The sequence below is a fragment of the Burkholderia sp. PR2 genome (assembly GCF_052372875.1).
Lineage (GTDB): Bacteria > Pseudomonadota > Gammaproteobacteria > Burkholderiales > Burkholderiaceae > Burkholderia > Burkholderia diffusa.
Genome location: NZ_JBQRWH010000001.1, coordinates 1 through 25,795, shown reverse-complemented (window position 1 = coordinate 25,795; position 25,795 = coordinate 1). Strand labels below are relative to the sequence as shown.

The 25,795-nt window shown below is 63.2% G+C and carries 16 protein-coding genes, 2 tRNA genes and 3 rRNA genes; 9 read left to right on the top strand and 12 right to left on the bottom strand.

Annotated features, from left to right (window positions below; all coding sequences use genetic code 11):
- Nucleotides 1-47 precede the first annotated feature (47 nt).
- The gene (locus ACT2FV_RS00105; protein WP_059598728.1) at nucleotides 48-806 is read right to left on the bottom strand and encodes a DeoR/GlpR family DNA-binding transcription regulator; all 759 of its coding nucleotides are present in this window, start codon (nucleotides 804-806) and stop codon (nucleotides 48-50) included.
- 205 nt (nucleotides 807-1,011) lie between these two features.
- Between ACT2FV_RS00105 and ACT2FV_RS00100 the strand changes: the two genes are divergently transcribed.
- The 3 genes from ACT2FV_RS00100 (at nucleotide 1,012) to nadE (ending at nucleotide 3,400) form a co-directional block, all read left to right on the top strand.
- The gene (locus ACT2FV_RS00100) at nucleotides 1,012-1,197 is read left to right on the top strand and encodes a hypothetical protein (RefSeq protein WP_006752380.1); all 186 of its coding nucleotides are present in this window, start codon (nucleotides 1,012-1,014) and stop codon (nucleotides 1,195-1,197) included.
- Nucleotides 1,198-1,450: 253 nt separating this feature from the next.
- Nucleotides 1,451-2,320, top strand: a complete 870-nt coding sequence (locus ACT2FV_RS00095; RefSeq protein WP_059598729.1) for a DMT family transporter — start codon at nucleotides 1,451-1,453, stop codon at nucleotides 2,318-2,320.
- Nucleotides 2,321-2,551: 231 nt separating this feature from the next.
- Complete coding sequence (gene nadE, locus ACT2FV_RS00090) at nucleotides 2,552-3,400, top strand: ammonia-dependent NAD(+) synthetase (protein WP_124905572.1); 849 nt, start codon at nucleotides 2,552-2,554, stop codon at nucleotides 3,398-3,400.
- A 79-nt stretch (nucleotides 3,401-3,479) separates the two neighbouring features.
- On the opposite strand, the gene ACT2FV_RS00085 is transcribed toward nadE, so the two are convergent.
- From ACT2FV_RS00085 to ACT2FV_RS00075, 3 genes are all read right to left on the bottom strand, one after another.
- A complete protein-coding gene (locus ACT2FV_RS00085) occupies nucleotides 3,480-5,156 on the bottom strand; it encodes a S10 family peptidase (protein WP_444502928.1) in 1,677 nt (558 codons plus the stop codon).
- A gap of 75 nt (nucleotides 5,157-5,231) precedes the next feature.
- Nucleotides 5,232-6,827: a S53 family peptidase gene (locus ACT2FV_RS00080; protein ID WP_059598732.1), complete on the bottom strand. Its 1,596-nt coding sequence runs from the start codon at nucleotides 6,825-6,827 to the stop codon at nucleotides 5,232-5,234.
- Between the two features lie 242 nt (nucleotides 6,828-7,069).
- Nucleotides 7,070-7,693 (bottom strand): LysE family translocator, encoded by a 624-nt coding sequence (locus ACT2FV_RS00075; RefSeq protein WP_444502927.1) that lies wholly within the window; start codon nucleotides 7,691-7,693, stop codon nucleotides 7,070-7,072.
- 134 nt (nucleotides 7,694-7,827) lie between these two features.
- On the opposite strand from ACT2FV_RS00075, the gene ACT2FV_RS00070 reads away from it, so the two are divergent.
- On the top strand, nucleotides 7,828-8,292 hold the full coding sequence (locus tag ACT2FV_RS00070) for an Lrp/AsnC family transcriptional regulator (RefSeq protein ID WP_044848788.1): 465 nt from the start codon (nucleotides 7,828-7,830) through the stop codon (nucleotides 8,290-8,292).
- Nucleotides 8,293-8,360: 68 nt separating this feature from the next.
- On the opposite strand, the gene ACT2FV_RS00065 is transcribed toward ACT2FV_RS00070, so the two are convergent.
- Nucleotides 8,361-9,272: a LysR family transcriptional regulator gene (locus tag ACT2FV_RS00065; protein ID WP_059598734.1), complete on the bottom strand. Its 912-nt coding sequence runs from the start codon at nucleotides 9,270-9,272 to the stop codon at nucleotides 8,361-8,363.
- A gap of 139 nt (nucleotides 9,273-9,411) precedes the next feature.
- On the opposite strand from ACT2FV_RS00065, the gene speB reads away from it, so the two are divergent.
- Together speB and ACT2FV_RS00055 are read left to right on the top strand one after the other, a co-directional pair.
- The gene (speB, locus tag ACT2FV_RS00060; protein ID WP_124629501.1) at nucleotides 9,412-10,368 is read left to right on the top strand and encodes an agmatinase; all 957 of its coding nucleotides are present in this window, start codon (nucleotides 9,412-9,414) and stop codon (nucleotides 10,366-10,368) included.
- A 53-nt stretch (nucleotides 10,369-10,421) separates the two neighbouring features.
- Nucleotides 10,422-11,747, top strand: coding sequence for an MFS transporter (locus tag ACT2FV_RS00055; protein WP_059464556.1), 1,326 nt, complete (start codon nucleotides 10,422-10,424; stop codon nucleotides 11,745-11,747).
- 158 nt (nucleotides 11,748-11,905) lie between these two features.
- Here ACT2FV_RS00055 and metE read toward each other — a convergent pair whose 3' ends face one another.
- The gene (metE, locus tag ACT2FV_RS00050; RefSeq protein WP_444502926.1) at nucleotides 11,906-14,200 is read right to left on the bottom strand and encodes a 5-methyltetrahydropteroyltriglutamate--homocysteine S-methyltransferase; all 2,295 of its coding nucleotides are present in this window, start codon (nucleotides 14,198-14,200) and stop codon (nucleotides 11,906-11,908) included.
- Between the two features lie 127 nt (nucleotides 14,201-14,327).
- Here metE and ACT2FV_RS00045 point away from each other — a divergent pair, with 127 nt between their 5' ends.
- From ACT2FV_RS00045 to ACT2FV_RS00035, 3 genes are all read left to right on the top strand, one after another.
- On the top strand, nucleotides 14,328-15,236 hold the full coding sequence (locus ACT2FV_RS00045; RefSeq protein WP_059532643.1) for a LysR family transcriptional regulator: 909 nt from the start codon (nucleotides 14,328-14,330) through the stop codon (nucleotides 15,234-15,236).
- A gap of 223 nt (nucleotides 15,237-15,459) precedes the next feature.
- A complete protein-coding gene (locus ACT2FV_RS00040; protein ID WP_444502925.1) occupies nucleotides 15,460-17,052 on the top strand; it encodes an inorganic phosphate transporter in 1,593 nt (530 codons plus the stop codon).
- A 290-nt stretch (nucleotides 17,053-17,342) separates the two neighbouring features.
- Nucleotides 17,343-18,086: a 2OG-Fe(II) oxygenase gene (locus ACT2FV_RS00035; protein WP_444502924.1), complete on the top strand. Its 744-nt coding sequence runs from the start codon at nucleotides 17,343-17,345 to the stop codon at nucleotides 18,084-18,086.
- A gap of 261 nt (nucleotides 18,087-18,347) precedes the next feature.
- Here the strand turns inward: ACT2FV_RS00035 and ACT2FV_RS00030 are convergent, their stop codons facing one another.
- From ACT2FV_RS00030 to ACT2FV_RS00005, 6 genes are all read right to left on the bottom strand, one after another.
- Nucleotides 18,348-19,772: a DHA2 family efflux MFS transporter permease subunit gene (locus ACT2FV_RS00030; RefSeq protein WP_444502923.1), complete on the bottom strand. Its 1,425-nt coding sequence runs from the start codon at nucleotides 19,770-19,772 to the stop codon at nucleotides 18,348-18,350.
- A 420-nt stretch (nucleotides 19,773-20,192) separates the two neighbouring features.
- Nucleotides 20,193-20,305 (bottom strand): 5S ribosomal RNA (rrf, locus tag ACT2FV_RS00025).
- Between the two features lie 129 nt (nucleotides 20,306-20,434).
- Nucleotides 20,435-23,316: ribosomal RNA gene (locus ACT2FV_RS00020) — 23S ribosomal RNA — on the bottom strand.
- A 278-nt stretch (nucleotides 23,317-23,594) separates the two neighbouring features.
- Nucleotides 23,595-23,670 (bottom strand) — tRNA-Ala (locus tag ACT2FV_RS00015).
- Between the two features lie 38 nt (nucleotides 23,671-23,708).
- Nucleotides 23,709-23,785 (bottom strand) — tRNA-Ile (locus ACT2FV_RS00010).
- Nucleotides 23,786-23,847: 62 nt separating this feature from the next.
- A 16S ribosomal RNA gene (locus ACT2FV_RS00005) occupies nucleotides 23,848-25,380 on the bottom strand.
- The 16S, 23S and 5S rRNA genes sit together here with 2 tRNA genes alongside, the layout of an rRNA operon.
- Between the last annotated feature and the right edge of the window lie 415 nt (nucleotides 25,381-25,795).

The following is a 25,795-nucleotide window of genomic DNA, read 5'->3' as shown; positions in this document are numbered from 1 at the left end:
CTTCCCGTGCGATGACGGTTCGATGAACCTTGTATGTCGGACGCGCGTCAATCGCACACGAGCAGCTCGATGCCGCGTGCGGTCAGCGCGCGGCGCACGGCCTTGTCCGGCGCGCGCTCGGTGACGAGGTAGCGCGCGGCCGACGTGCCGTTGATCCGCACCGGCGTCACGCGGCCGAACTTCGAATGGTCGGCAACGATGATCGCCGTGCCGGCGGCCGCGATCATCCGGCTGCGCACTTCGGCCGCGAGCCGCGAGTAGTCGGTGCAGTCGCCGTCGGCCGTGATGCCGCCCGCGCCGACGAACGCGAAATCGACATGGTATTGCGCGAGTTGCTGGATCGTATCGAGCCCGAACGTCGCGTCCTCGTCGTCGGACAGTTCGCCGCCGAGCAGCGTCACACGATTGCCGTTGCGCCGCGCGAGCACGAACGCCGTGCGCCAGTCGTTCGTGTAGATCGACAGCCGGTGCCGGTCGGCCAGCGCGAGCGCGACCGCGTGCGGCGTGCTGCCCGAGTCGATCAGCACCGATGCGTCGTCGGGCACGAATTCGGCCGCGCGTCGCCCGATCGTGCGCTTCGCTTCGGCGTTCGCCGCTTCACGCTCGGACAGGCTCGGCTCGCGGCGGTCCGCTGCCAGCGCGCCGCCATGCGTCATCACGAGCAGGCCGCGCGCCGCGAGCGCATTCAGGTCGCGCCGGATCGTCTCGCGCGACACGTCGAGCGAGCGCACGAGTTCGGCTACCGACAGCGCGCCCGACCGTCCGAGCTCCGACAGAATGTATTGATGACGTTGTTCCGCCAGCATCGCAATGCGCCCGAGGCGACTGGTAATGGGTAAGCCGAGCATTGTATTACGGCCGCTTGACCGCCATTTGACGGCGGTGCGGCTGGCGGTCGTCGCGTTTCACGAAAGCGAAATTCTGTATTGCCCGATGCGCGCGAATCGGCACGGCAAGCGGTTGCTACACTTTGCGTTTCGCCGAACGACAAACCATAAAGGGGCTTGGGGAATGTATCGCAAAGGCAGTGTGCTCGAAATCCAGTTTTCGCCAGAACGACTCAACGACGGAGCGGGCGATCCATACTGGATCGACCTGACGCTCGACGAGGCGCGCCGGCTTTACGAACAGCTCGCTGCGCGCTTCGCGACCGACGCGCGCGCGAACCAGCCGCTCGACACGTTCTCGCTCGACTGATCGCCCGTCCCTTCCGCGCGCCACGGCGCGCTTTCATGCCGCAGCACCTTCATCTGGCCGGCCGGTAACGGAATGGCCGGCGCGCCGCCGCGCTCGCGGCACGTCACGCCCACGGCCAACGCGCCGCGCACGGCAACCGCATGCAGCGCGCACGCGCCACGAGCAAGTGCAGAATCCGACAAGACGGCGGCACCGGTTCGACCGATACTGGCCGACTTCACGATTCGTCCGGCCGTATCGCGGCCCGCCACGCATGTTTAACTCGCTCGTCGCCGCGGCGTTCGTCGCGCTGTGGTCCACCGGCTTCATCGTCGCACGGGCAATCAAGCCCTACGCCGATCCGAACCTGTTCCTGCTCGCACGTTTCGCCGGCACGGCCGTGCTGTTCGGCGCGGTGGCGCTCGCCGCGCGCGCGCCGTGGCCGGCCCGCCGCGAATGGCCGCGCCACCTGATCGCGGGCGCGCTGCTGCAAGGCGTCTATCTCGGCGCCAGCTACTGGGCCGTCGCGCAGGGACTGAATGCGGGCGTGATGGCGTTGCTCGGCGCACTGCAGCCGCTCGCCACCGCCGTGCTCGCAGTGCCGCTGTTCAATGAGCGCCTGCCCGCGCGCGGCTGGCTCGGGATGGCACTCGGGCTCGCCGGCGTCGCGCTCGTGCTCGCGCCAAAGGTCGCGGGCGGCGTCGCGCCGCCACCGGGCGCCGCGCCCGCGTGGTTCGTCGTGGCCGTGTCGATCCTGTCGGTCGGCTCGATCACCGCCGGCTCGCTGTATCAGAAGGGCAAGCTCGCGCAGAACGACCTGCGCACGGCCGTCGCCGTGCAGAACCTCGGCGCGGCGATCGTCGCGGCCGTCTTCGTCGCGTTGCTGCACGAAACGCGCTGGATCGGCGCGCCGGCGCTGTGGATATCGCTCGTGTGGGGCGTCGTGTTCCTGTCCGGCGGCGCGGTCACGATGCTGATGTGGATGCTGCGGCGCGGCAACGCCGCGCGCGCGACGTCGTTGCTGTTCCTCGCGCCGCCGCTCGCCGCCCTGCAGGGCTATCTGCTGTTTGGCGAAACGCTCGCGGCCGTCCAACTCGCCGGCTTCGGGCTCGCGCTGGCGGGCGTCGTGCTCGCGCGGCGCTGACGCGGGCGAGTGAGCGAAAGCAGGAAGCGTCCGTCACCGCCCCCCTTCCATGCATCGAAACGAAGCATCCGCGTGCACGCCGGAGTCGACGCGCCCCGCGCGCTGCCCCATGACGATGCAGCGCGTCTCGCCAATGCAACGCGCGGTCGCCGGGTCGCATGCCCGGCGCGGCGCCGGGCCGCGATTGCGCTTATGATGGGCGCCTTGCATTTCGTTCCGGAACCACACTCCATGACATCCGCCGATTACGCCAGCCGCCAACGCGCGATCATCGCCGAACTGAACGTCACCCCGCACTTCGACGTCGATGCCGAGATCGCCCGGCGCGTCGACTTCCTCGCGCAGTACCTTCGTTCGACCGGCCTGCGGACCTACGTGCTCGGCATCAGCGGCGGCGTCGATTCCTCGACGGCCGGACGGCTCGCGCAGCTGGCGGTCGAACGGCTGCGCGCCGACGGCTACGACGCCCGCTTCATCGCGATGCGCTTGCCGAACGGCGTGCAGAACGACGAAGCCGATGCACAGCGCGCGCTCGCATTCGTACGCGCGGACGAGACGTTCACGGTCGACGTGAAGCCGGCCGCCGACGCGATGCTCGCATCGCTCGTCGCCTCCGGCCACGCGTTCGAAAACCCGGCACAGCAGGACTTCGTGCACGGCAACATCAAGGCACGCGAACGCATGATCGCGCAGTACGCGGTCGCCGGCGCGCGGCGCGGCATCGTGATCGGCACCGACCACGCGGCCGAATCGCTGATGGGTTTCTTCACGAAATTCGGCGATGGCGGCGCGGACGTGCTGCCGCTCGCCGGCCTGAGCAAGCGCCGCGTGCGTGCGGTCGCCCGCGCGCTTGGCGGTGACGAACTGATCGTGATGAAGGTGCCGACGGCCGACCTCGAGGAACTGCGTCCGCTGCGCCCCGACGAGCACGCGTATGGCGTCACCTACGACGAGATCGACGATTTCCTCGAAGGCAAACCCGTGGCCGACAGCGTGTACGAAACGGTGCTGCGCTTCTACGACGGCTCGCGCCACAAGCGCGCGCTGCCGTACACGCCGTTCGACTGGCCGGCCGCGTAAGCCGGCGCCATCGCCGCAACACCATGCCGCGCCGCGCGGAACCTGGCGGTTACGCGCGGCACGTGCAAGATGGGCAACGCTACGCGTGCCCGCCCGTCTTCTTCGCTTGGAGTGCGCGAATCCGCATCCGCGCGCCCGTATCGCTGACCGTCGCGTCGTACATCGTCGCGAGATCGCGCTTGAGCGCGGTGCGCGAACCGCCGTCGAGATACACCATGTGCCCCGACGGATAAAAGCGCGCGGACAGGTTCTGCCGCACTTTCTGATCCTCGAGCGGCATCTGCTGCAGGTCGATCACGGTCTGGTAGAACGGCGTGACGAAATCGTAGAGGCCGTTCGCCGACAGCACCTTCAGGTCGACGTTCAGCGCCATCACCGCGGCGAGATCGCCGGCCGTATAGAGGATCACGTTCCCCTTCGCATCGATGCCCTGCTGCGCGCCGGTCGGATCGATATGGCTGAAGTCCCAGTTCTGGAACGCCTGGTCGTTCAGGTCCGTGAACGCGGAATTCGACGTGAACTTCAACTGCTCGTTCAGGTAGCTGTTCCACATCGCCGTGTAGACACCCGTCACGGCCGTCATCGTCGGGTCATTGCCGCCCGAGTTCGGATCGATCTTGCCGGCGATGCCCGACGAGATCCCGGTCACGCGGCCGTCGTACGAACCGAGCGCGAGCCCCTGCGCGTGCAGCAGCGTCGTCAGGAACAACGAATTGCCACGCGCGTCGTAGCCCGCGATGTCGAGCCCCCAGGTCTGCAGCGTCGCGGTGTCGATGCCCGTGTAGTCCGACAGCTTCCGCACGGCGGCCAGATCGGCATGCGGCACGTTGCGCAGTGCGCTCAGGTAGTCGGTACGCGCGAACTGCGCGACTTCCTCGACGAACGTGCCGAGATCGGTCGGCGCGGGCGTGACGCCGAGCTTCTTGTGATACCACGCGTCGGCCGCTGCGGTCGGCAGCGCGCCGACCGGGTTGCCGGCCTGCCGGTAGTCGAGGATCGACGACTGCAGCGTGATGCCGTTCAGGTCGACGCCGTCCTCGTGCAGTTTGTACGCGAGCACGCAGCTGCGCGCGGTGCCGTACGACTCGCCGAACAGGTATTTCGGCGAATTCCAGCGGTTGTTCTTCGTCAGGTAGCGCTTGATGAACTGCTTCAGCGAATTCGCGTCCTGGTCGACGCCCCAGAAATTGCGGTTTTTGTTCGGCGCGACGGCCGCCGAATAGCCGGTGCCGACGGGGTTGATGAACACCAGGTCGCTGTGGTCGATCATGCTGTCCGGATTGTCTTCCATCTGGTACGGCGCAGGCGGCGTGAACCCCGGCATCGAGGTCTTGATGCGCTTCGGCGCGAACGAGCCGAGCAGCACAAACACCGACGACGACCCGGGACCGCCGTTGTAGAAGAACGTGACGGGCCGCGTTTCCTCCTTCGCGCCGTCGGCCGTGAACGCGACGTAGAAGATCTTCGCGGCCGGCTGCGAACTGCTCGGATCGACCGTCACGAGATGGCCGGCTGTCGCCGTGTACGCGAGGCGCTTGCCGTCGATCAGGATCGTGTGGTGCGTGATCGCAGCCGCTTCGGTCGTGTCGGTGACCGAGTCGTCGGGGCCATTGCCGTACGCGACCGGATCGAAGAACGGCTGGTCGCGGCCGTGGCTCAGCGCGACCGGATTGATGGTCGGCGGCACGCCATGCGAATTGTGGTCGCCGTGATGCAGCGGATACACGCCGCCGGAAGATGCGGAATCGATGCCCATCGTGCTGCTCCTGGAGGTGAGAAAAAGGCGCGGGCCGGAAGCCCGCGCCATACGAAAAGCCGTGTACCGCGGCCGTCAGCTCGACGGCTTGCGCGTCAGGATCGCCGCGAGCTGCGCGCCGTTCGGGCTGCCGAGGCCCGTGCACGCATCCCAGCCCTGCGCGGCCGCATACGCGCCGTTCGAGCCGTGCGTGATGTCGCGCAGCGCACCCGGGTTCTTGTACAGCACCGGGTTGACCCAGCCGACGGCCGCACCGCCCGCCGCCGCATTGATCCGTGCGATCAGCGCGGCCCACAGTGGGGCGACCGCGCTCGTGCCGCCCATCACCGTGGCCGTGCCCGCGATCGACACTTCGTAGCCCGTCTGCGGCGACGCATCGCCGGCGACGTCCGGCACGCCGCGCTTCGCGAGCGGTGCGCTGCTGCCATCGGCGCGCGTGACGGTCAGCCCCTGCTGCCACGCCGGCAGGTCGAACAGCGTGCTGACACCGCCCCCGCCCGCGCCGCCGCCGGCCGCCTCATCGTTCCACGTGACCTCGCTGCGAATGCCCTGCCCGGGCAATGCATCGAGCTGCGTGCCGCCGCAGCCGAGCACATACGGGCTCGATGCGGGGAAGTCGACATGATCGGCGCCGTCCTGCAGCCCGTCGCCCGAGCCGCTGTCACCGGATGCCGCGCACACCGTGATGCCCTGCGCGGCCGCTGCCTGCAGCACGCGGTTGAACGCCTGCGCGGATTGCGCCTGCCAGATCGCCTCCGGGCCGCCCCAACTGATCGAGATCACCGACGGTTTGTTGGTCCTGTCGCTGACTGCCGCGTTGACGGCCTGGACGAAGCCCGCGTCGCTGTTCGGCGCGAAGTAGACGGCGATCTTCGCGGCCGGCGCGATTGCGCCGGCAATCTCGATGTCGAGCGCGACTTCGCCGTCCGGGCCGCTCGGGTCGCCGGTCGGTGTGTTGCGGCCGGTGCCGACGTTCACGTCGACGAGCGTCGGCGGCGTCTTGATGCCGAGCCCGTGGAAATACTGCTGGATGTCGGCCGCGCGGTAGCCACCGCCGAGCTCGATGATCGCGATGCACTGCCCGGCACCGTCGCCGGCCGGGAAGCCGTACAGCGACGCCAGCTGGATCGGGGTGAACGTGACGCCCGCCGCGCCGCCGCGTGCGGGCTTGAACGGCGGTCGCAGCCGGAAGTGCGGCCGCGCCTGGGGGCGGCTGTCGAGGCCGAGCACGGCCGTGACGACATCGCCGAGATCGTCGGGCAGCGCGATCGGGCCGGAGCGGCCGCGATACTGGCCGATCGACTGATGCTCGAAGCGCTCGAGCTTGACGCTGAACGCGGCTTCGAACTGCTGGATCGTGCCGGACAGGACGACGACGCTTTCAACGGGATCGACGCGATCGACCGTCAGCTGGTGGTGACGCGCGAAGTCCTCGGCCTTGCGAATGTCGTCGGGATTGGCGGAAAAGCGTTGCGCGAAGGTTTCGCGCGACACCGGTTTCGCTTGCGCGTCGCCGGCGGCGAGCTGGTGGACCAACGTATCGAGTTGCCCTTCTTCCTGCCGCCGCAACATGATCGTGACGTGGATGCGTTCTGCCGGATCGCACGGGCCGAGGCACTTGGACTCGGCGACGATTCGGGGTTCACGGTCGGCGTGAAGATGCCTTGCCATGTTCAGACCCTCCTTGGTACCGCGTTGCACGGAACAGCCAGGAAATCGGACATGGCCGGCGGAAGTCGGTTCCGTTCGGTCAGTCGGTTCGCGAATGCGCGAAGTTGAAGGGAGTTTAGATCAGTCAGACGATTTGCGCGCACGCCCTTCTGCGGCGGGGCATGGCCACGAAGGCCGGCATTGCACGCGGCCTCTGTCGATCGTCACATCGCTGCCGAGCGGCAGCGATGTGACGATGCGGCTCAATCCATCGACAGCCGCAGCGCGAACCCGATGAGCGCAGCGGAAAACGTCCAGCGCTGGACCGTCTGCGCGAGCGGATGCGCGCGCATCCACGCCGCGATGCGCGACGCGCCGAGCACGCTTGCGAGGTCGAAGCACACGCCGGCCGCGACCAGCAGCGCGCCGAGCTCGAACATCTGCCACACGACGGGCCCGGCCTCGGGGCGCACGAACTGCGGTAGCAGCACCGAGCAGAACAGCAGCGCCTTCGGGTTCAGCAGGTTCGTCAGCAGCCCCTTGAAGAACGACTGCCGCAGTTCGCCCGGGGCCGCCTCGTCACCGTCGCCGAGTGTGAACCCCGGGGAGCGGAACACCTGGATCGCGACGTACGCGAGATAAAGCGCGCCGCCGTAACGGATCGCCTCGTACAGCCACGGCGCGCTGCGGATCAGCGCCGCGACGCCGCACGCGGAGAGCGTCACGTGCGCGGTGCGCGACAGCGAAAGGCCGGCGGCCGCCGCCATGCCCGGGCGCACGCCGCGGCCGATGCTGGTCTGCAGCACGAGCGCCATGTCGGGCCCGGGCACCGCGTAGATGGCCGCCAGCGCGGCGAGATAAATCAACAGCAAATGCGTGGAAATCATGGTCTGCCCCCGTCCTTCAATGACGATATGTTGCCGCTGAAGGTAGAGGGATTACTGGCCATCTTTGGCTCAGGATTGGCGATTCATAGCGGAATCCGCCACAATCATGGAATCTATGCAAGGATTCCGCCAACATGACCGAACTCGACAAAACCGATCGCGCGATTCTCGCCGCGGTGCAGCGCGACGGCCGCCTGCCGATCGCGCGTCTCGCCGATTCCGTCGGCCTGTCCGAAACGCCGTGCGCGCGGCGCCTGAAACGTCTCGAAAACGACGGCTACATCGAGCGCTACCGCGCGCAGTTGTCACGCCAGGCGCTCGGCTTCGGCGTCGTCGCGTTCGTGCTGGTTCGGTTCGCGACGCACGATCGCAAGGTCGCCGACCGGTTCGAACGGGAAGTGCTCGGCATCGAGCGGATCCTCGCGTGCCACAACGTCGCGGGCACGGCCGACTACCTGCTGCAAGTGGTCGCGCGCGATCTCGACGACTACGGCACGTTCCTGCGCGACTCGCTGCGGATGCTGCCTGGCGTCACGTCGATCGAATCGGCGCTGTCGTTGCGGGAGGTGAAACACGATGCGGGGTTGCCGGTGCCGTGATGCAGACAGCGGCTCGCTCCGGCGTGACACTCGTCCACATTGCCGGCGTTGTCCGACCTCACGCGGCCTCACACGACGTCGGGCGACTGGTGCGCGCGCTCGAGATCCTCGAGGAACGCCTCGACGAGCGGATCGCCGCGCCCGTCGCGCGCCACGACCATGTGGAACGTGACCTCGTAATGCAGCCGATCCGGGTTGAGCGGCGCGAGGAGCCCCTGCGCGACATACGGCGCCGCGAAGTGCTGCGGCAGGTAGCCGAGGTGATGGCCTGACAGGATCAGCAGCGCGACCGCCTCCATGTTGTCTGCGGTCGCGCTCACGCGATCGGGCGTCGTCGACATCTGCGCCTCCGGCAGCGGATACGAGCGCCAGGCCCATTCGAATCCCGCGACGTCGGCCGGCGTCAGCGCGCCAGCGCGTTCGAACAGCGGATGGCCGCGACCGCAGTACGCGACCTGCCGCTCGATGAACAGCGGCGTGTAGTGCAGCGTCGGCACGCGATGCCAGAAGTAGCCAACCGCGATCTGGATCTCGCCGTTCAGCAGTTTCTCCTCGAGATCGCCCGGCGCACGCACCGAGATCGAGAAGCGCACGGCCTCGTCGCGTGTGCGGAACGCGGCGATCGCCTCCGCGATCCGCGCGTTCTGGCTGACCGGCGTATGGCCGATCAGGCCGATACTCAGCGTACCGACCAGCTGGCGGTCCATGTGCCGCGCGGCCATCCCGAATTCGTCGAGCGCGGCGAGCAGCTTGCGGCTCATCGCGTGGAACCGCTCGCCCTTCGGCGTGAGCCGGAAGCCGCTGCGGCCGCGCTCGCAGAGCCGGTAGCCGAGCCGCGTCTCGAGCGACGACAGTTGCGCGCTGATGGTCGACTGGCCGACGTTCAGCATCGCCTGCGCCGCCGACACGCCGCCCGCGTCCGTGACCGCGAGAAACACGCGGATCAACCGCAGATCGAGGGTCGACAGATTCCCCAGCACGCTATTCCCCTTCCATACATCGATGAAAATCGATGTTTACGTCGATATCTTCGCATTCTTCTTTCCCGCCGGACGCGTAAAACTATGCGCCAAGCCGCGTCGAATGATACGGCAACCCCACATCGGAAGAGACAAGCCCATGAACGACCACACCCATTTCCAGCCGCTCGGCGGCAATGAAATGCCGCGCAGCGGCGGCATCGCGACGATGATGCGCCTGCCGCACGTGACGAGCGCTGCCGGCCTCGACGCGTGTTTCGTCGGCGTGCCGTTCGACCTCGGCACCTCCAATCGCACCGGCGCACGCTTCGGCCCGCGCCAGATCCGCACGGAATCCGTGCTGCTGCGCCCTTACAACATGGCCACGCGCGCCGCGCCGTTCGATTCGCTGCAGATCGCCGACATCGGCGACGTCGCGATCAACCCGTACAACCTGCACGATTCCATCGCGCGCATCGAGACCGCGTACGACGCGATTCTCGCGCACGACTGCAAGCCGATCACGCTCGGCGGCGACCACACGATCGCGCTGCCGATCCTGCGCGCGATCCACCGCAAGCACGGCAAGGTTGCATTGATCCACGTCGATGCACACGCCGACGTGAACGATACGATGATGGGCGAAAAGATCGCGCACGGCACGCCGTTCCGCCGCGCGGTCGAGGAAGGCCTGCTGCATGGCGACAAGGTCACGCAGATCGGCCTGCGCGGCACCGGCTACGCCGCCGAGGATTTCGACTGGTGCCGCGAGCAGGGCTTCCGCGTGGTCCAGGCCGAGGAGTGCTGGAACAAGTCGCTCGCGCCGCTGATGGAAGAAGTGCGCGCGCGCATCGGCGACACGCCCGTCTACATCACCTTCGACATCGACGGCATCGACCCGGCCTACGCACCGGGCACCGGCACGCCGGAAATCGCCGGCCTCACGGTGCCGCAGGCGCTCGAGATCATCCGCGGCGCGAAGGGGCTGAATATCGTCGGTTGTGATCTCGTCGAAGTCGCGCCGCCCTACGACCCATTCGGCACCACCGCCCTGCTCGGCGCGAACCTCGCCTACGAGTTGCTGTGCGTGCTGCCCGGCGTCGCGTACCGCGACTGATCCCGGCGCACAACCTATTCAAAATCAGAGGATTCCAGAGGAGCACATAACAGATGGGGACTGCCATCAAGCAACCGAAGCGGGCTGCGCTCGCTTCGTTCGTCGGCACCACGATCGAATGGTACGACTTCTATAGCTACGCGACCGCCGCCGCCATCGTGTTCGGGCCGCTGTTCTTTCCCGGCGAAAGCCGTTTCGTCAGCCTGCTCGCGTCGTTCGGCTCGTTCGCGGTCGGCTTCTTCGCGCGGCCGCTCGGCGGCGTGATGTTCGGCTATCTCGGAGACCGCTTCGGCCGCAAGCGCTCGCTGCTCGCGACGCTGATGCTGATGGCCGTGTCGACGGTCGCGATCGGCCTGCTGCCGACCCATGCGCAAGCCGGCGTGATCGCACCGATCCTGCTGGTTCTGATGCGCGTGCTGCAAGGTATCGCGGTCGGCGGCGAATGGGGCGGCGCGGTGCTGCTCGCCGGCGAGCATGCACCCGAAGGCAAGCGCACGTTCTTCGCGTCGTTCGCGCAGCTCGGCAGCGCGAGCGGCCTGATCCTGTCGATGCTCGCGTTCGGCGCGATCAGCACGCTGTCGAAGGACGACATGATGAGCTGGGGCTGGCGCGTGCCGTTCCTCGCGAGCGCCGTGCTGCTGGCGGTCGGCTTCGTGATCCGCGCGAGCGTGTCCGAGTCACCCGAGTTCGAGGAAGTCAGGAAGAGCGGCAACACCGCGCAGAACCCGGTGCGCGAGGCACTCAAGTACTGGCCGCTGCTGCTGCTCGCGATCGGCGCGAACGTGTACGGGATCGCCGGCGTGTATTTCAGCAACATCTTCATGATCAGCTATGCGACGCAGTTCCTGTCGCTCGACCGGTCGATGGTGCTGCATTGCATGACGATCGTCGCCGTACTGCAGTTCGTCGTGCAGCTCGCGGCCGCGTTCATCGCGCAGCGCTTCGGCACGACGCGCGTGCTGCTGATCACCGGCGCCTGGGCCGCGATCGTACCGTTCGTGATGCTGCCCCTCGTGCACATGGGCACGCCGCTGTCGATCACCGTCGGCGTCGGCCTCGCGACGCTCGCGGAATCGGGCTACTACTCGGTGGTCGCTGGTTTCGTCAGCGGCATCTTCATCGCGCGCATCCGCTACACGGCGATCTCGATCGCGTACCAAGTGTGCGGCGCGATCGCCGGCGGCCTCACGCCGCTCGTCGCCACGCTGATCGCACAAAACACCGCGCCGCAATGGTGGCCGCTCGCGATCCAGTATACGAGCGCCGCCGTGTTGTCGTCGGTGTGCGTGTGGCTGATCTCGCGCCGCGTCAGCATCGACGATGCCGGCGCGCCCGGCAAGGCGGACGAAGCGCTGCCGCGCGGCGCACGCACCGCGTAACCTCACGCAGCGGGCAGGCGGCATCGCCTGCCCGTTTGCGGTGCGCGTACCGCAGTACGCCGCAATATCCCACCCCGCGGAACAAGCGGCCCACACATGCGGGCCGCTTGTTGCCATCCGATCGTCGATCGCGACGGCGTACACCCAGCGTTCGCGCGTTATCGCACCTGGCCGCGCAGCGTCTTCGCGGCGGCGACCATGTTCGTCAGCGCCGGTATCACTTCCGCCCACTGGCGCGTCTTCAGCCCGCAGTCCGGATTCACCCACAGGCGCTCCGCCGGAATCCGCTCGGCCGCCTTCTTCATCAGACCGACGATGTGATCCTGCGTCGGGATGTTCGGCGAGTGGATGTCGTACACGCCCGGCCCGATCTCGTTCGGATACCTGAAGCTGTCGAACGCGTCGAGCAGCTCCATGTCCGAGCGCGACGTCTCGATCGTGATCACGTCCGCGTCCATGTCGGCGATCGACGCGATGATGTCGTTGAACTCCGAATAGCACATGTGCGTATGGATCTGCGTATCGTCCTGCACGCCGTTCGCGGCGATGCGGAACGACTCGACCGCCCACTGCAGGTACTCGCCCCATTGCGCGCGGCGCAGCGGCAGCCCTTCGCGCAGCGCGGCCTCGTCGATCTGGATCACGCGCACGCCGGCCTGCTCGAGATCGAGCACCTCGTCGCGGATCGCCAGCGCGAGCTGGTAGCACGACACCGAACGCGGCTGGTCGTCGCGCACGAACGACCAGTTCAGGATCGTCACCGGGCCGGTCAGCATGCCCTTCATCGGCTTGCTCGTCAGCGACTGCGCATACGCGATCCATTCGACCGTCATCGCCTTCGGGCGGCTGATGTCGCCGAACAGGATCGGCGGCTTCACGCAGCGCGAACCGTACGACTGCACCCAGCCGAACTGGCTGAATACATAGCCGTCGAGCTGCTCGCCGAAGTATTCGACCATGTCGTTGCGTTCGGCTTCACCGTGCACCAGCACGTCGAGCTCGAGCGACTCCTGCTCGCGCACGCTGCGCTCGATTTCCGCCTGCATCGCCTTGCGGTAGCCGGCTTCATCCAGCGCGCCCGCCTTGAACTGGCTACGCGCCAGGCGAATCTCGGCGGTCTGTGGAAACGAGCCAATCGTCGTCGTCGGGAACGCCGGCAGACTCAGGCGCGCCGACTGTTTCGGCGCGCGCTGCGTGTACGGGCTCGCGCGGTTGCCGAGTTGCGCGTCGATGCGTGCGATCGCGGCCTTCACCGCCGGGTTGTTCACGCGCTGCGAGCGACGGCGCGCTTCGATCGCGGCGGCGTTCGCGGTGAGCGCGTCGGCCACCTTGTCGCGGCCTTCGTTCAGCGCGGTCGCGAGCACCTTCAGTTCGTCGAGTTTCTGCAGCGCGAACGCAAGCCATGCACGGATCTCCGCGTCGAGCTTCTCCTCGCTCGCGAGATCGACCGGCACATGCAGCAGCGAGCACGACGGTGCGAGCCACAAGCGGTCGCCCAGTTGCTTCGCGAGCGGTTCGAGCCAGTCGAGCGTCGCGTTCAGGTCCGTCTTCCAGATGTTGCGGCCGTTGATCACGCCCACCGACAGCACGCGGTCGGCCGGCAGTTCGCGCACGAGCGCGCCGATTTCGTCGCAGGCGTTGATCGCATCGATATGCAGGCCGTCGACCGGCAGCGAGGCCGCGAGCGTCAGGTTGTCCTGAAGCTGGCCGAAGTACGTCGCGAGCAGCAGCTTGATGCGGCGCGTCTCGAGCGTGTCGTACGCGGTGCGCAGCGCCAGGCGCCATTCGGCGTCGAGCTCGGTGACGAGGATCGGTTCGTCGATCTGCACCCATTCGACACCCTGCGCGGTCAGCGTATCGAGCAGCGCGCCATATACCGGCAGCAGCTTCGGCAGCAGCGCAAGGCGATCGGAATCGTCCTTCGCCTTGCCGAGCCACAGATACGTGACGGGGCCGAGAATCACCGGCTTCGCGGCGACGCCCTGCGCCTGCGCTTGCGCCAGTTGCTGGAGCAGGCGCGACGGATCGAGCGAGAAGTTCGTGTCCGCGTGGAACTCCGGCACGATGTAGTGATAGTTCGTGTCGAACCACTTCGTCATTTCACCGGCGGCGACACCGCCGCAGCATGCCGCGTGTTCTTCCGCCGACTGCGCCGAACGGCCGCGCGCGACGCGGAAATAGTTGTCGAGCGCGTCGCCATGGAAGTCCTGCACGCGCTTCGGCAAGTTGCCGAGCGTGAAACTCATGTCGAGCACCTGATCGTAGAACGCGAAATCGCCGATCGGTACGAGATCGAGGTCGCGCTGGTCGTTCCAGTGGCGTTGGCGAAGTTCGGCGCCGAGGGCCTTCAGTTCATCGCGCGACGATTCGCCCTTCCAGTAGCGTTCGAGACCGAACTTGAGTTCGCGCTTCGCGCCGATGCGCGGAAAACCGAGGTTGTGTGTCGTAACCATGAAGCTGCCATCCAGAAGAAATTGAAGATCCGGCAGCCATCATAGGGATTTCATCCCATGAAATAAAATGGCATTATTTCATTCATCCATTAAAGTTGTTCATGTATCTGTTGGGTGAACGATCTCCATGCTGGAACGATTCCATCTCGTCGTGATCCGCGAAGTCGAGCGCCAAGGCTCGCTGACCGCGGCCGCCAATGCGCTGCATCTCACGCAATCGGCGCTCAGCCATACCGTCCGGAAAATCGAGCAGCAGCTCGGTACGCCGATCTGGGACCGGGAAGGACGCGGCCTGCGGCTCACACAGGGCGGGCAGTATCTGCTGAAGCTGGCGAACCGGCTGCTGCCGCAGTTCGAACTCGCCGAAGAGCGGATGAAGCAGTACGCGAAGGGCGAGCGCGGCACGCTGCGCATCGGGATGGAGTGCCATCCGTGCTACCAGTGGCTGCTGAAGGTCGTGTCGCCGTACCTGTCGCGCTGGCCGGACGTCGACGTGGACGTGAAGCAGCGCTTCCAGTTCGGCGGCATCGGCGCGCTGTTCGGCCATGACATCGACGTGCTCGTGACGCCCGACCCGCTCAACAAGCCGGGGCTGCGCTTCGATCCCGTGTTCGATTACGAGCAGGTGCTCGTGGTCGCGGATGCGCATCGCTTTGCGAACGCCGACTACGTGACGCCCGAGCAGCTGACCGACGAGGTCCTGATCACCTATCCGGTCGAAACCGACCGGCTCGACATCTACAACCAGTTCCTGACGCCAGCCGGCATCGTGCCGCGGCGCCACAAGTCGATCGAGACGACCGACATCATGCTGCAGATGGTGGCGAGCGGCCGGGGCGTGGCCGCGCTGCCGAGGTGGCTTGCGGATGAATACGCGGACCGGATGCCGGTCGTGCCGGTCAAGCTCGGCAAGAAGGGCATTGCGAAACAGATCTTTCTCGGCATCCGCGAGGCGGATGCGTCGATCGACTATCTGGCCGCATTCGTCGCGCTGGCGCGCGAATCGACGTGGAGTGCGCCACGCATGCTGCGCTAGCCGCGCTCGCACACTACGCACTTCCGGCAGTCCGCATGTCGGTGCGCAGGCTCGTGTTCACTATATGGACGACGACGCGAGCCGTGCACGACATGTTGCGTCACGACGTTACGGCACCGCCCCCTTACACATCCGTAAGACCATGATTCGCCATCCGTACTGTCATCAAACTGACTGCTAGCGAAAGCTAGGATCGGACGCGGTTCCTTTACGAGATGCCGTCATGAATCATCCTGCTTCGTCCGCGCCGAACAATTCGGGTTCAGTCGAACGCACCAGGCAGGTCGGCTATGCCGTGTTCCTGCTGGTGCTCGCATTCGGCGCCGCGTATATCGCCACGCACCTGATCGCCGATCTGTCGCCGGTCCGCGAAGGGTCGCTGTTCCCGTACCTCATGCTCGGCGCCGCGCTGCTGATCGCGCTCGGCTTCGAATTCGTCAACGGCTTCCACGACACCGCGAACGCGGTGGCCACCGTGATCTATACCCACTCGCTGACGCCCAACGTCGCGGTGATCTGGTCCGGCATGTGGAACTTCCTCGGCGTGATGGTCTCGAGCGGCGCCGTCGCGTTCGGCATCCTGCAGTTGCTGCCGGTCGAACTGATCCTGCAGGTCGGTAGCGGCGCAGGCTTCGCAATGGTGTTCGCGCTGCTGATCGCCGCGATCATGTGGAATCTCGCGACCTGGTATTTCGGGCTACCGTCGTCGAGCTCGCATACGCTGATCGGGTCGATCATCGGCGTCGGTCTGATGAACCAGCTGATGCACGGGCCGTCCGGCACAAGCGGCGTCGACTGGGGCCAGGCGCTCGGCGTCGGCAAGTCGCTGCTGTTCTCGCCGATCGTGGGCTTCCTGTGCGCGGCACTGCTGCTGCTCGTGCTGAAGGCGCTCGTGCGGATTCCCGATCTGTACAAGGAGCCGCCGAAGGATCAGCCGCCGCCGTTCTGGATTCGCTGCCTGCTGATCTTGACCTGCACGGGCGTGTCGTTCGCGCACGGATCGAACGACGGGCAGAAAGGGATGGGCCTCATCATGCTGATCCTGATCGGCACCGTGCCGACCGCGTATGCGCTGAACAAGGCCGTCACGCCAGCCGAAACGCAGACGTTCGTCGCCGTCGCGAACCAGGCTGCCGCGACGTTCGGGAAGTATACGAACGGCGTCGCGCCGTCCGCGAACCCGCGCGCCGACGTCGAACACTACGTGCAGCATCGTGAACTGACGCCCGCCGTGCTGCCTGCCGTGCAACAGCTGTCCACGATGCTCGCGACCGCGGTCGGCACGTCGGGGTCGATGGCGGCGGTGCCGCAACGCGACGTCGACAACGTGCGCAACACGATGTATCTGGTATCCGAAGCGATTCGCCTGATCGAGAAGTCGGGGCAGCCCGCGCTCGCCGCCGACGACAAACTCGCCATCGACAACTATCGCAAGCAACTCGACCACGCGACCAAGTTCATTCCGACGTGGGTGAAAGTCGCCGTCGCGATCGCACTTGGCCTCGGCACGATGGTCGGCTGGAAGCGGATCGTCGTGACCGTCGGCGAGAAGATCGGCAAGCAGCATTTGACGTATGGGCAGGGTGCGTCGGCCGAACTCGTCGCGATGCTGACGATCGGTGCCGCCGACGTGTACGGGCTACCCGTGTCGACGACGCACGTGCTGTCGTCGGGCGTTGCGGGCACGATGGCCGCGAACGGATCAGGGCTGCAGTGGAGCACGGTGCGCAGCCTCGTGCTCGCGTGGGTGCTGACGCTGCCCGCGTCGATCGTGCTGGCAGGCGGGCTCTACTGGTTGTTCCGGTCAGTGGCGTGATCGGGCAAACGGTGGGTGGCCGGTGAGAGCCGGTCGCCTGCCGTGGAAGATTTCGCCGTCGCTTCTCCGCTTTTCCGCTTCGACACTTCTCGGCATTCGATGGGTTCGTGCCACGTCCTTGCCTTTTCGGCCTTTCCAGATTGAAGCGCAAGATCTGGAGCGCGCCGGCACACGGACGCCGCTAGACTGGGTTCATCAACTTTCATCGTGGCTTCAACCGTGCATGCGACGCTTGCGAATATTCCGTGCGAGCGTACGGCGCCACATCGCTGACGAACCGAGGTACGCCCGTGAATATCGCCAATCTGCAACCTGCCGTCGAATCGACGGACATCGCGCAACGCGTCGATACACTCGACTGGCCGACCGTCGATGTCGAGCTCGGTCGCTACGGATGTGCGCGAGTACCGGGCCTGATCTCCGCAAGCGAGTGCGACGCGCTCGCCTCGCTCTATCCGCGGGATGCGCTCTATCGTTCGCGCATCGTGATGGCACGGCACGGCTTCGGGCGCGGCGAATACAAGTACTTCGCGTATCCGCTGCCTGGCGTCGTCGCCGCGCTACGCATGACGCTCTACCCGCATCTTGCGCCGATCGCCAATCGCTGGAACCAGGCACTCGGGATCGACGTCCGCTATCCGAAAGAGCACCGGACATTCCTCGATCGCTGCCACGCGGCGGGACAGACACGACCGACGCCGCTGATCCTGCAATACGGTCCCGACGACTACAATTGCCTCCATCAGGACCTGTACGGCGAGCATGTCTTTCCGCTTCAGGTCGCCATCCTGCTGTCGGTACCTGGTCGGGATTTCACGGGCGGCGAGTTCGTGTTGACGGAACAGCGACCACGCATGCAGTCACGCGCGGAAGTGGTGCCGCTGACGCAAGGCGATGCGGTGTTCTTCGCCGTCCACGGCAGGCCCGTGCAGGGAACGCGCGGCGTCTATCGCGTCAACCTGCGCCATGGCGTGAGCAGAATCCGAAGCGGCCACCGCCACACGGTCGGCATCATCTTCCATGACGCACAGTGACGGCCTGCGGGGTGCAACGTGATGTTGTCTCGCCATTCGGCATGCGGATGAGTTGGCGCAACAGGCACCGCGCATCATTGCGCAAGGATCGTTGTGTTGTGCCGTGCCGCCACCGCACGGTCTGCGCATCATTGGTGGTAACGGGCGACGGGGCGCACTGCACTTCAGACGATCGTCGCCATGACGGATCGACGTTTCGAGTGAGCTTCAATAATCTGAAGCCCACACCCGTCGCGACGCCAATGCAATGAGAAATCCTGCTTACCCGCGGGCCGCATTTGCCCGGAGGTGATCGCCAGCATTGGAAGCCAGCCGGGCATAGCCGGGCAACGTCAGCAGCGCGAGCACGCCCGCCGCAACGAACGCCCAGCGAAAATCGTCGAGCACGTAATGCATGCCGGCCGCGTCGCCACGCACCAACGCCGCCAACCGCAGCGACAACGCACCGAATGCAATCCCCATCCCGATCGTCATCTGCTGCGCCGCGCTCCACAGCGTGCTGGCCGCGCTCGTCTGTCGAGCAGGAATGTCCGCATATGCCAGCGTCGCGAGCGTCGTGAACTGCATCGACCGCGTGAGCCCGTAGACGAATACGACGAACAGCGTGACCGCCAGCGGCGTCGACGCTGTCAGCCAGCCACACGCGATCGTGAAGAGACCTGCGATCGTCACGTCGACGAGCGCAACGCGCCGGAAACCGAATCGGTCGAGGATCCACGACGTTCCCGCCTTCATCCCAAGATTGCCAAGCGCGCTCGCGAGCAGCAGCAGGCCGGACTGGAATGGCGACAGCCCGAAGCCGATCTGGAACAGCAGCGGCAGCAGATACGGCACGGCGTTGATCGCCATCCGCGTGATGGAGCCGGTGATCACCGTCACCGAGAATGTCGGCACTTTCAGCGTCGAGAAATCGAGCAGCGGATGCGCACAGCGTTGCCCGTGCATCCACACGGCGATGCCGAACAGCACGCTCGCGCCCACCAGAATACCCGCGCGCGTGAAGTCGACGTCCTGCTGTCCAGCCGCTTCGGTACTGATCAGCAGACAGGTCAGCGCAGCGCCTCCCAGCACGAAGCCGACCCAGTCGAGCGGTCGTTGCTCGTCGGCACGCGTGTTCCGGACGATCAGCCAGGTACAGACGAGCGCAACAATGCCGAACGGGACATTCAGCAGGAAGATCCATCGCCACGACGCGTAGGTCGTGATGAAGCCGCCGATGGGCGGCCCGACGACCGGCGCGACGATGCCCGGCCACGTGATCGTCGCGATTGCGCGCATCAGCTCGGCCTTCTCGGTGCTGCGAACGACGATCAGCCGTCCGACCGGCACCATCATCGCCCCGCCGACGCCCTGCAGCAGGCGCGCGGCCGTAAACGTCATCACGCCCTCGGACAGCCCGCACAGCACCGACGCGCCGGTAAATACGAAGATGGCGGTGGCAAACACCGTGCGCGAGCCGTAACGATCCGCAATCCAGCCGCTGATCGGGATGAACACCGCGAGCGCCAGCATATAGGCCGTTATCCCGAGGCTGAGCGCGTTCGGACCGACGCCGAACGAGCGTGCCATCTGAGGCAGCGCGGTCGCGATCACGGTCGTGTCGAGATACTCCATGAAGAACGTTGCAGCGACCAGATACGGCAAGAAGTCGGTCATCCTACCACGGTGGGCAGGGCTATTAATCATGAATGGTGCGGGAAACGAAATACGAAGGACACCGAGTGCCGGCTATGCAGATGAACGCCAGGAATCGGGATGAATGGTGATATTACCCTGATGGGCTGCTGGTCTGCTCTGCCGGGCATGCGCGAATGGACTTTATGCGCATAGATTTTTATGACGATATCGTGCTGCAGTCACCGAATGGCGTACGCGATCAGGTCGGCACGACACGTCGAGGGACGGAAACATCAATTCGGGCGCATTTTGCTCGAAAGTGACATTTTTCGACGATCATCGATCAATGTCGCTCATCATCGGCCATCACAGCACCATGGCTGGATGCCAGCTCCAACCGCCTTGCACTCGCCGTTTCGCTCGTATTCATTTTCGACGCCGAAATGCAAAAACCCCCGCCTTGTCGGGCGGGGGTTTCTGGCTTAGGGAGCCTGACGATTACCTACTTTCACACGGGAATCCGCACTATCATCGGCGTAGAGTCGTTTCACGGTCCTGTTCGGGATGGGAAGGGGTGGGACCGACTCGCTATGGTCATCAGGCAAAGAGGGTTGTTGCGCTGCTTCGCAGCACAACCAATCTTGGAAGAAGCAGTAATTTAGGTTGTGTGTATCACACACGAGAATCAACCAGTCCGACGCGCTGTCATCAGCGCGAGACAGACTTGTTATAGGATCAAGCCTTACGGGCAATTAGTATCAGTTAGCTGAACGCATTACTGCGCTTACACACCTGACCTATCAACGTCCTGGTCTCGAACGACCCTTCAAGGGGATCTAGTCCCCAGGGATATCTCATCTTAAGGCGAGTTTCCCGCTTAGATGCTTTCAGCGGTTATCTCTTCCGAACATAGCTACCCGGCGATGCCACTGGCGTGACAACCGGTACACCAGAGGTTCGTCCACTCCGGTCCTCTCGTACTAGGAGCAGCCCCCTTCAAATATCCAACGCCCACGGCAGATAGGGACCAAACTGTCTCACGACGTTTTAAACCCAGCTCACGTACCTCTTTAAATGGCGAACAGCCATACCCTTGGGACCGGCTACAGCCCCAGGATGAGATGAGCCGACATCGAGGTGCCAAACACCGCCGTCGATATGAACTCTTGGGCGGTATCAGCCTGTTATCCCCAGAGTACCTTTTATCCGTTGAGCGATGGCCCTTCCATACAGAACCACCGGATCACTATGACCTGCTTTCGCACCTGCTCGACTTGTCGGTCTCGCAGTTAAGCACGCTTATGCCATTGCACTATCAGCACGATTTCCGACCGTACCTAGCGTACCTTCGTACTCCTCCGTTACGCTTTGGGAGGAGACCGCCCCAGTCAAACTGCCTACCATGCACTGTCCCCGACCCGGATCACGGGCCAAGGTTAGAACCTCAAACAAACCAGGGTGGTATTTCAAGGACGGCTCCACCGAAACTAGCGTTCCGGTTTCATAGCCTCCCACCTATCCTACACAGATCGGTTCAAAGTCCAATGCAAAGCTACAGTAAAGGTTCATGGGGTCTTTCCGTCTAGCCGCGGGTAGATTGCATCATCACAAACACTTCAACTTCGCTGAGTCTCGGGAGGAGACAGTGTGGCCATCGTTACGCCATTCGTGCAGGTCGGAACTTACCCGACAAGGAATTTCGCTACCTTAGGACCGTTATAGTTACGGCCGCCGTTTACCGGGACTTCAATCAAGAGCTTGCACCCCATCATTTAATCTTCCGGCACCGGGCAGGCGTCACACCCTATACGTCCACTTTCGTGTTTGCAGAGTGCTGTGTTTTTATTAAACAGTCGCAGCCACCAGTTTATTGCAACCCCTTCACCCTCCTGGCGCAGGCCAGTCAAGCTACAAGGGCGTACCTTATCCCGAAGTTACGGTACCAATTTGCCGAGTTCCTTCTCCCGAGTTCTCTCAAGCGCCTTAGAATACTCATCTCGCCCACCTGTGTCGGTTTGCGGTACGGTCATCGTTAGACTGAAGCTTAGAGGCTTTTCTTGGAACCACTTCCAATTGCTTCGCTTCCGAAGAAGCTCGCGCCACACCCTTGAATTGCGCACCCGGATTTGCCTAAGTGCCTTCTCCAATGCAGCGACCGGGACTTCCAACACCCGGACAACCTTCCGCGATCCGTCCCCCCATCGCATCTAACAATGGTGCAGGAATATTGACCTGCTTCCCATCAGCTACGCATTTCTGCCTCGCCTTAGGGGCCGACTCACCCTACGCCGATGAACGTTGCGTAGGAAACCTTGGGCTTACGGCGAGGGGGCCTTTCACCCCCTTTATCGCTACTCATGTCAGCATTCGCACTTCCGATACCTCCAGCACCCTTTACAAGGCACCTTCGCAGGCTTACGGAACGCTCTCCTACCATGCGAGCAAAGCTCGCATCCGCAGCTTCGGTATATAGCTTAGCCCCGTTACATCTTCCGCGCAGGACGACTCGATCAGTGAGCTATTACGCTTTCTTTAAAGGGTGGCTGCTTCTAAGCCAACCTCCTGACTGTTTTAGCCTTCCCACTTCGTTTCCCACTTAGCTATATTTGGGGACCTTAGCTGGCGGTCTGGGTTGTTTCCCTCTTGACACCGGACGTTAGCACCCGATGTCTGTCTCCCGTGATTGCACTCTTCGGTATTCGGAGTTTGCTATGGCGGGGTAATCTGCAATAGACCCCCCAACCATGACAGTGCTCTACCCCCGAAGGTGAGACACGAGGCACTACCTAAATAGTTTTCGGAGAGAACCAGCTATTTCCAAGTTTGTTTAGCCTTTCACCCCTATCCACAGCTCATCCCCTAACTTTTCAACGTTAGTGGGTTCGGACCTCCAGTACGTGTTACCGCACCTTCATCCTGGCCATGGATAGATCACTTGGTTTCGGGTCTACGCCCAGCAACTGAACGCCCTATTCGGACTCGCTTTCGCTACGCCTGCCCTATACGGTTAAGCTTGCTACTGAACGTAAGTCGCTGACCCATTATACAAAAGGTACGCCGTCACCCCTTTCGAGGCTCCGACTGTTTGTATGCATGCGGTTTCAGGATCTATTTCACTCCCCTCCCGGGGTTCTTTTCGCCTTTCCCTCACGGTACTGGTTCACTATCGGTCGATCACGAGTATTTAGCCTTGGAGGATGGTCCCCCCATCTTCAGACAGGATTTCACGTGTCCCGCCCTACTTGTCGCACACCTAGTTCTTTCATACTGTTTTCGCCTACAGGGCTATCACCTGCTATGGCCGCACTTTCCAGAGCGTTCGGCTAACAATACAAATAAAGAGTGCAAGGCTCATCCCATTTCGCTCGCCACTACTTTGGGAATCTCGGTTGATTTCTTTTCCTGCGGTTACTTAGATGTTTCAGTTCACCGCGTTCGCTTCGCATGACCTATGTATTCAGTCATGGATACTCCAAAAGGAGTGGGTTTCCCCATTCGGACATCTACGGATCAAAGCTCGTTTGCCAGCTCCCCGTAGCTTTTCGCAGGCTACCGCGTCCTTCATCGCCTGTGATCGCCAAGGCATCCACCACATGCACTTGTTCGCTTGACCCTATAACGAGTCTGTCTCGTTACAGGTTGAGTTCTCGCGTTGTGCCGTATTCCAATTGAGTCAAACTTAGAGTTCGAATCATCTTGAGATACATCGATACAATCACAACCCGGATAGTTTTCACGTCCATCTCAAGACGCTTCCGCTATCCAAATTACTTACTTCTTCCAGATTGTTAAAGAACGACAGCCGATACGTACTACGTATCGCTCTGACTGGCTCAATCGCCAATGACAAAGACTCGAACAATCGTCATTCGAATGTTTGTCATTGAAGATTGGTGGAGGCAGACGGGATCGAACCGACGACCCCCTGCTTGCAAAGCAGGTGCTCTCCCAGCTGAGCTATGCCCCCATGAGTACAGATTTGCCTCAGGTGTTACCGCCAGACAATGGTGGGTCTGGTTGGATTCGAACCAACGACCCCCGCCTTATCAAGACGGTGCTCTAACCGACTGAGCTACAGACCCCTGAGTCTGTCTTTAATTTACAGCCGATAAGCGTGAGCGCTCAACTTTGCGAGAAGCTCTGGAAAGGAGGTGATCCAGCCGCACCTTCCGATACGGCTACCTTGTTACGACTTCACCCCAGTCATGAATCCTACCGTGGTGACCGTCCTCCTTGCGGTTAGACTAGCCACTTCTGGTAAAACCCACTCCCATGGTGTGACGGGCGGTGTGTACAAGACCCGGGAACGTATTCACCGCGGCATGCTGATCCGCGATTACTAGCGATTCCAGCTTCATGCACTCGAGTTGCAGAGTGCAATCCGGACTACGATCGGTTTTCTGGGATTAGCTCCCCCTCGCGGGTTGGCAACCCTCTGTTCCGACCATTGTATGACGTGTGAAGCCCTACCCATAAGGGCCATGAGGACTTGACGTCATCCCCACCTTCCTCCGGTTTGTCACCGGCAGTCTCCTTAGAGTGCTCTTGCGTAGCAACTAAGGACAAGGGTTGCGCTCGTTGCGGGACTTAACCCAACATCTCACGACACGAGCTGACGACAGCCATGCAGCACCTGTGCGCCGGTTCTCTTTCGAGCACTCCCACCTCTCAGCAGGATTCCGACCATGTCAAGGGTAGGTAAGGTTTTTCGCGTTGCATCGAATTAATCCACATCATCCACCGCTTGTGCGGGTCCCCGTCAATTCCTTTGAGTTTTAATCTTGCGACCGTACTCCCCAGGCGGTCAACTTCACGCGTTAGCTACGTTACTAAGGAAATGAATCCCCAACAACTAGTTGACATCGTTTAGGGCGTGGACTACCAGGGTATCTAATCCTGTTTGCTCCCCACGCTTTCGTGCATGAGCGTCAGTATTGGCCCAGGGGGCTGCCTTCGCCATCGGTATTCCTCCACATCTCTACGCATTTCACTGCTACACGTGGAATTCTACCCCCCTCTGCCATACTCTAGCTTGCCAGTCACCAATGCAGTTCCCAGGTTGAGCCCGGGGATTTCACATCGGTCTTAACAAACCGCCTGCGCACGCTTTACGCCCAGTAATTCCGATTAACGCTTGCACCCTACGTATTACCGCGGCTGCTGGCACGTAGTTAGCCGGTGCTTATTCTTCCGGTACCGTCATCCCCCGGCTATATTAGAACCAAGGATTTCTTTCCGGACAAAAGTGCTTTACAACCCGAAGGCCTTCTTCACACACGCGGCATTGCTGGATCAGGCTTTCGCCCATTGTCCAAAATTCCCCACTGCTGCCTCCCGTAGGAGTCTGGGCCGTGTCTCAGTCCCAGTGTGGCTGGTCGTCCTCTCAGACCAGCTACTGATCGTCGCCTTGGTAGGCCTTTACCCCACCAACTAGCTAATCAGCCATCGGCCAACCCTATAGCGCGAGGCCCGAAGGTCCCCCGCTTTCATCCGTAGATCGTATGCGGTATTAATCCGGCTTTCGCCGGGCTATCCCCCACTACAGGACATGTTCCGATGTATTACTCACCCGTTCGCCACTCGCCACCAGGTGCAAGCACCCGTGCTGCCGTTCGACTTGCATGTGTAAGGCATGCCGCCAGCGTTCAATCTGAGCCAGGATCAAACTCTTCAGTTTAAACCTGTTACTGTTTTCGGTTCTTTCGAACCGGTCGCTCACTCAAAGCTGACAGGAATATGAATCACTTCATAAACCTGACTTACTTTAGTGTGAGACTCTTGATACTTTCGCTATCTGATCCGAAGATCAGCTCGCTTCCATCAAGCGCCCACACTTATCGGCTGTTAATTTTTAAAGAGCATTTCTGCGAGAAACCTGAAGTTTCTCAGCAGCGCTGCGTTTTCAGCAGCAGAGAAGCGAGATTATGAACCGTCTTTTTCAGTCAGTCAACAACTTTTTGAACTGCTTCGTTGCGACGACTGGGTTCAACTTCATGTGCGCCGGGGCTCGACAACCGACCCTCCATCGCACCGCTTCCCTTCTTCCTCCGCGCCGCGTTTCCGTTAGCGCGAAAGAGGCGTGATTCTAAGCA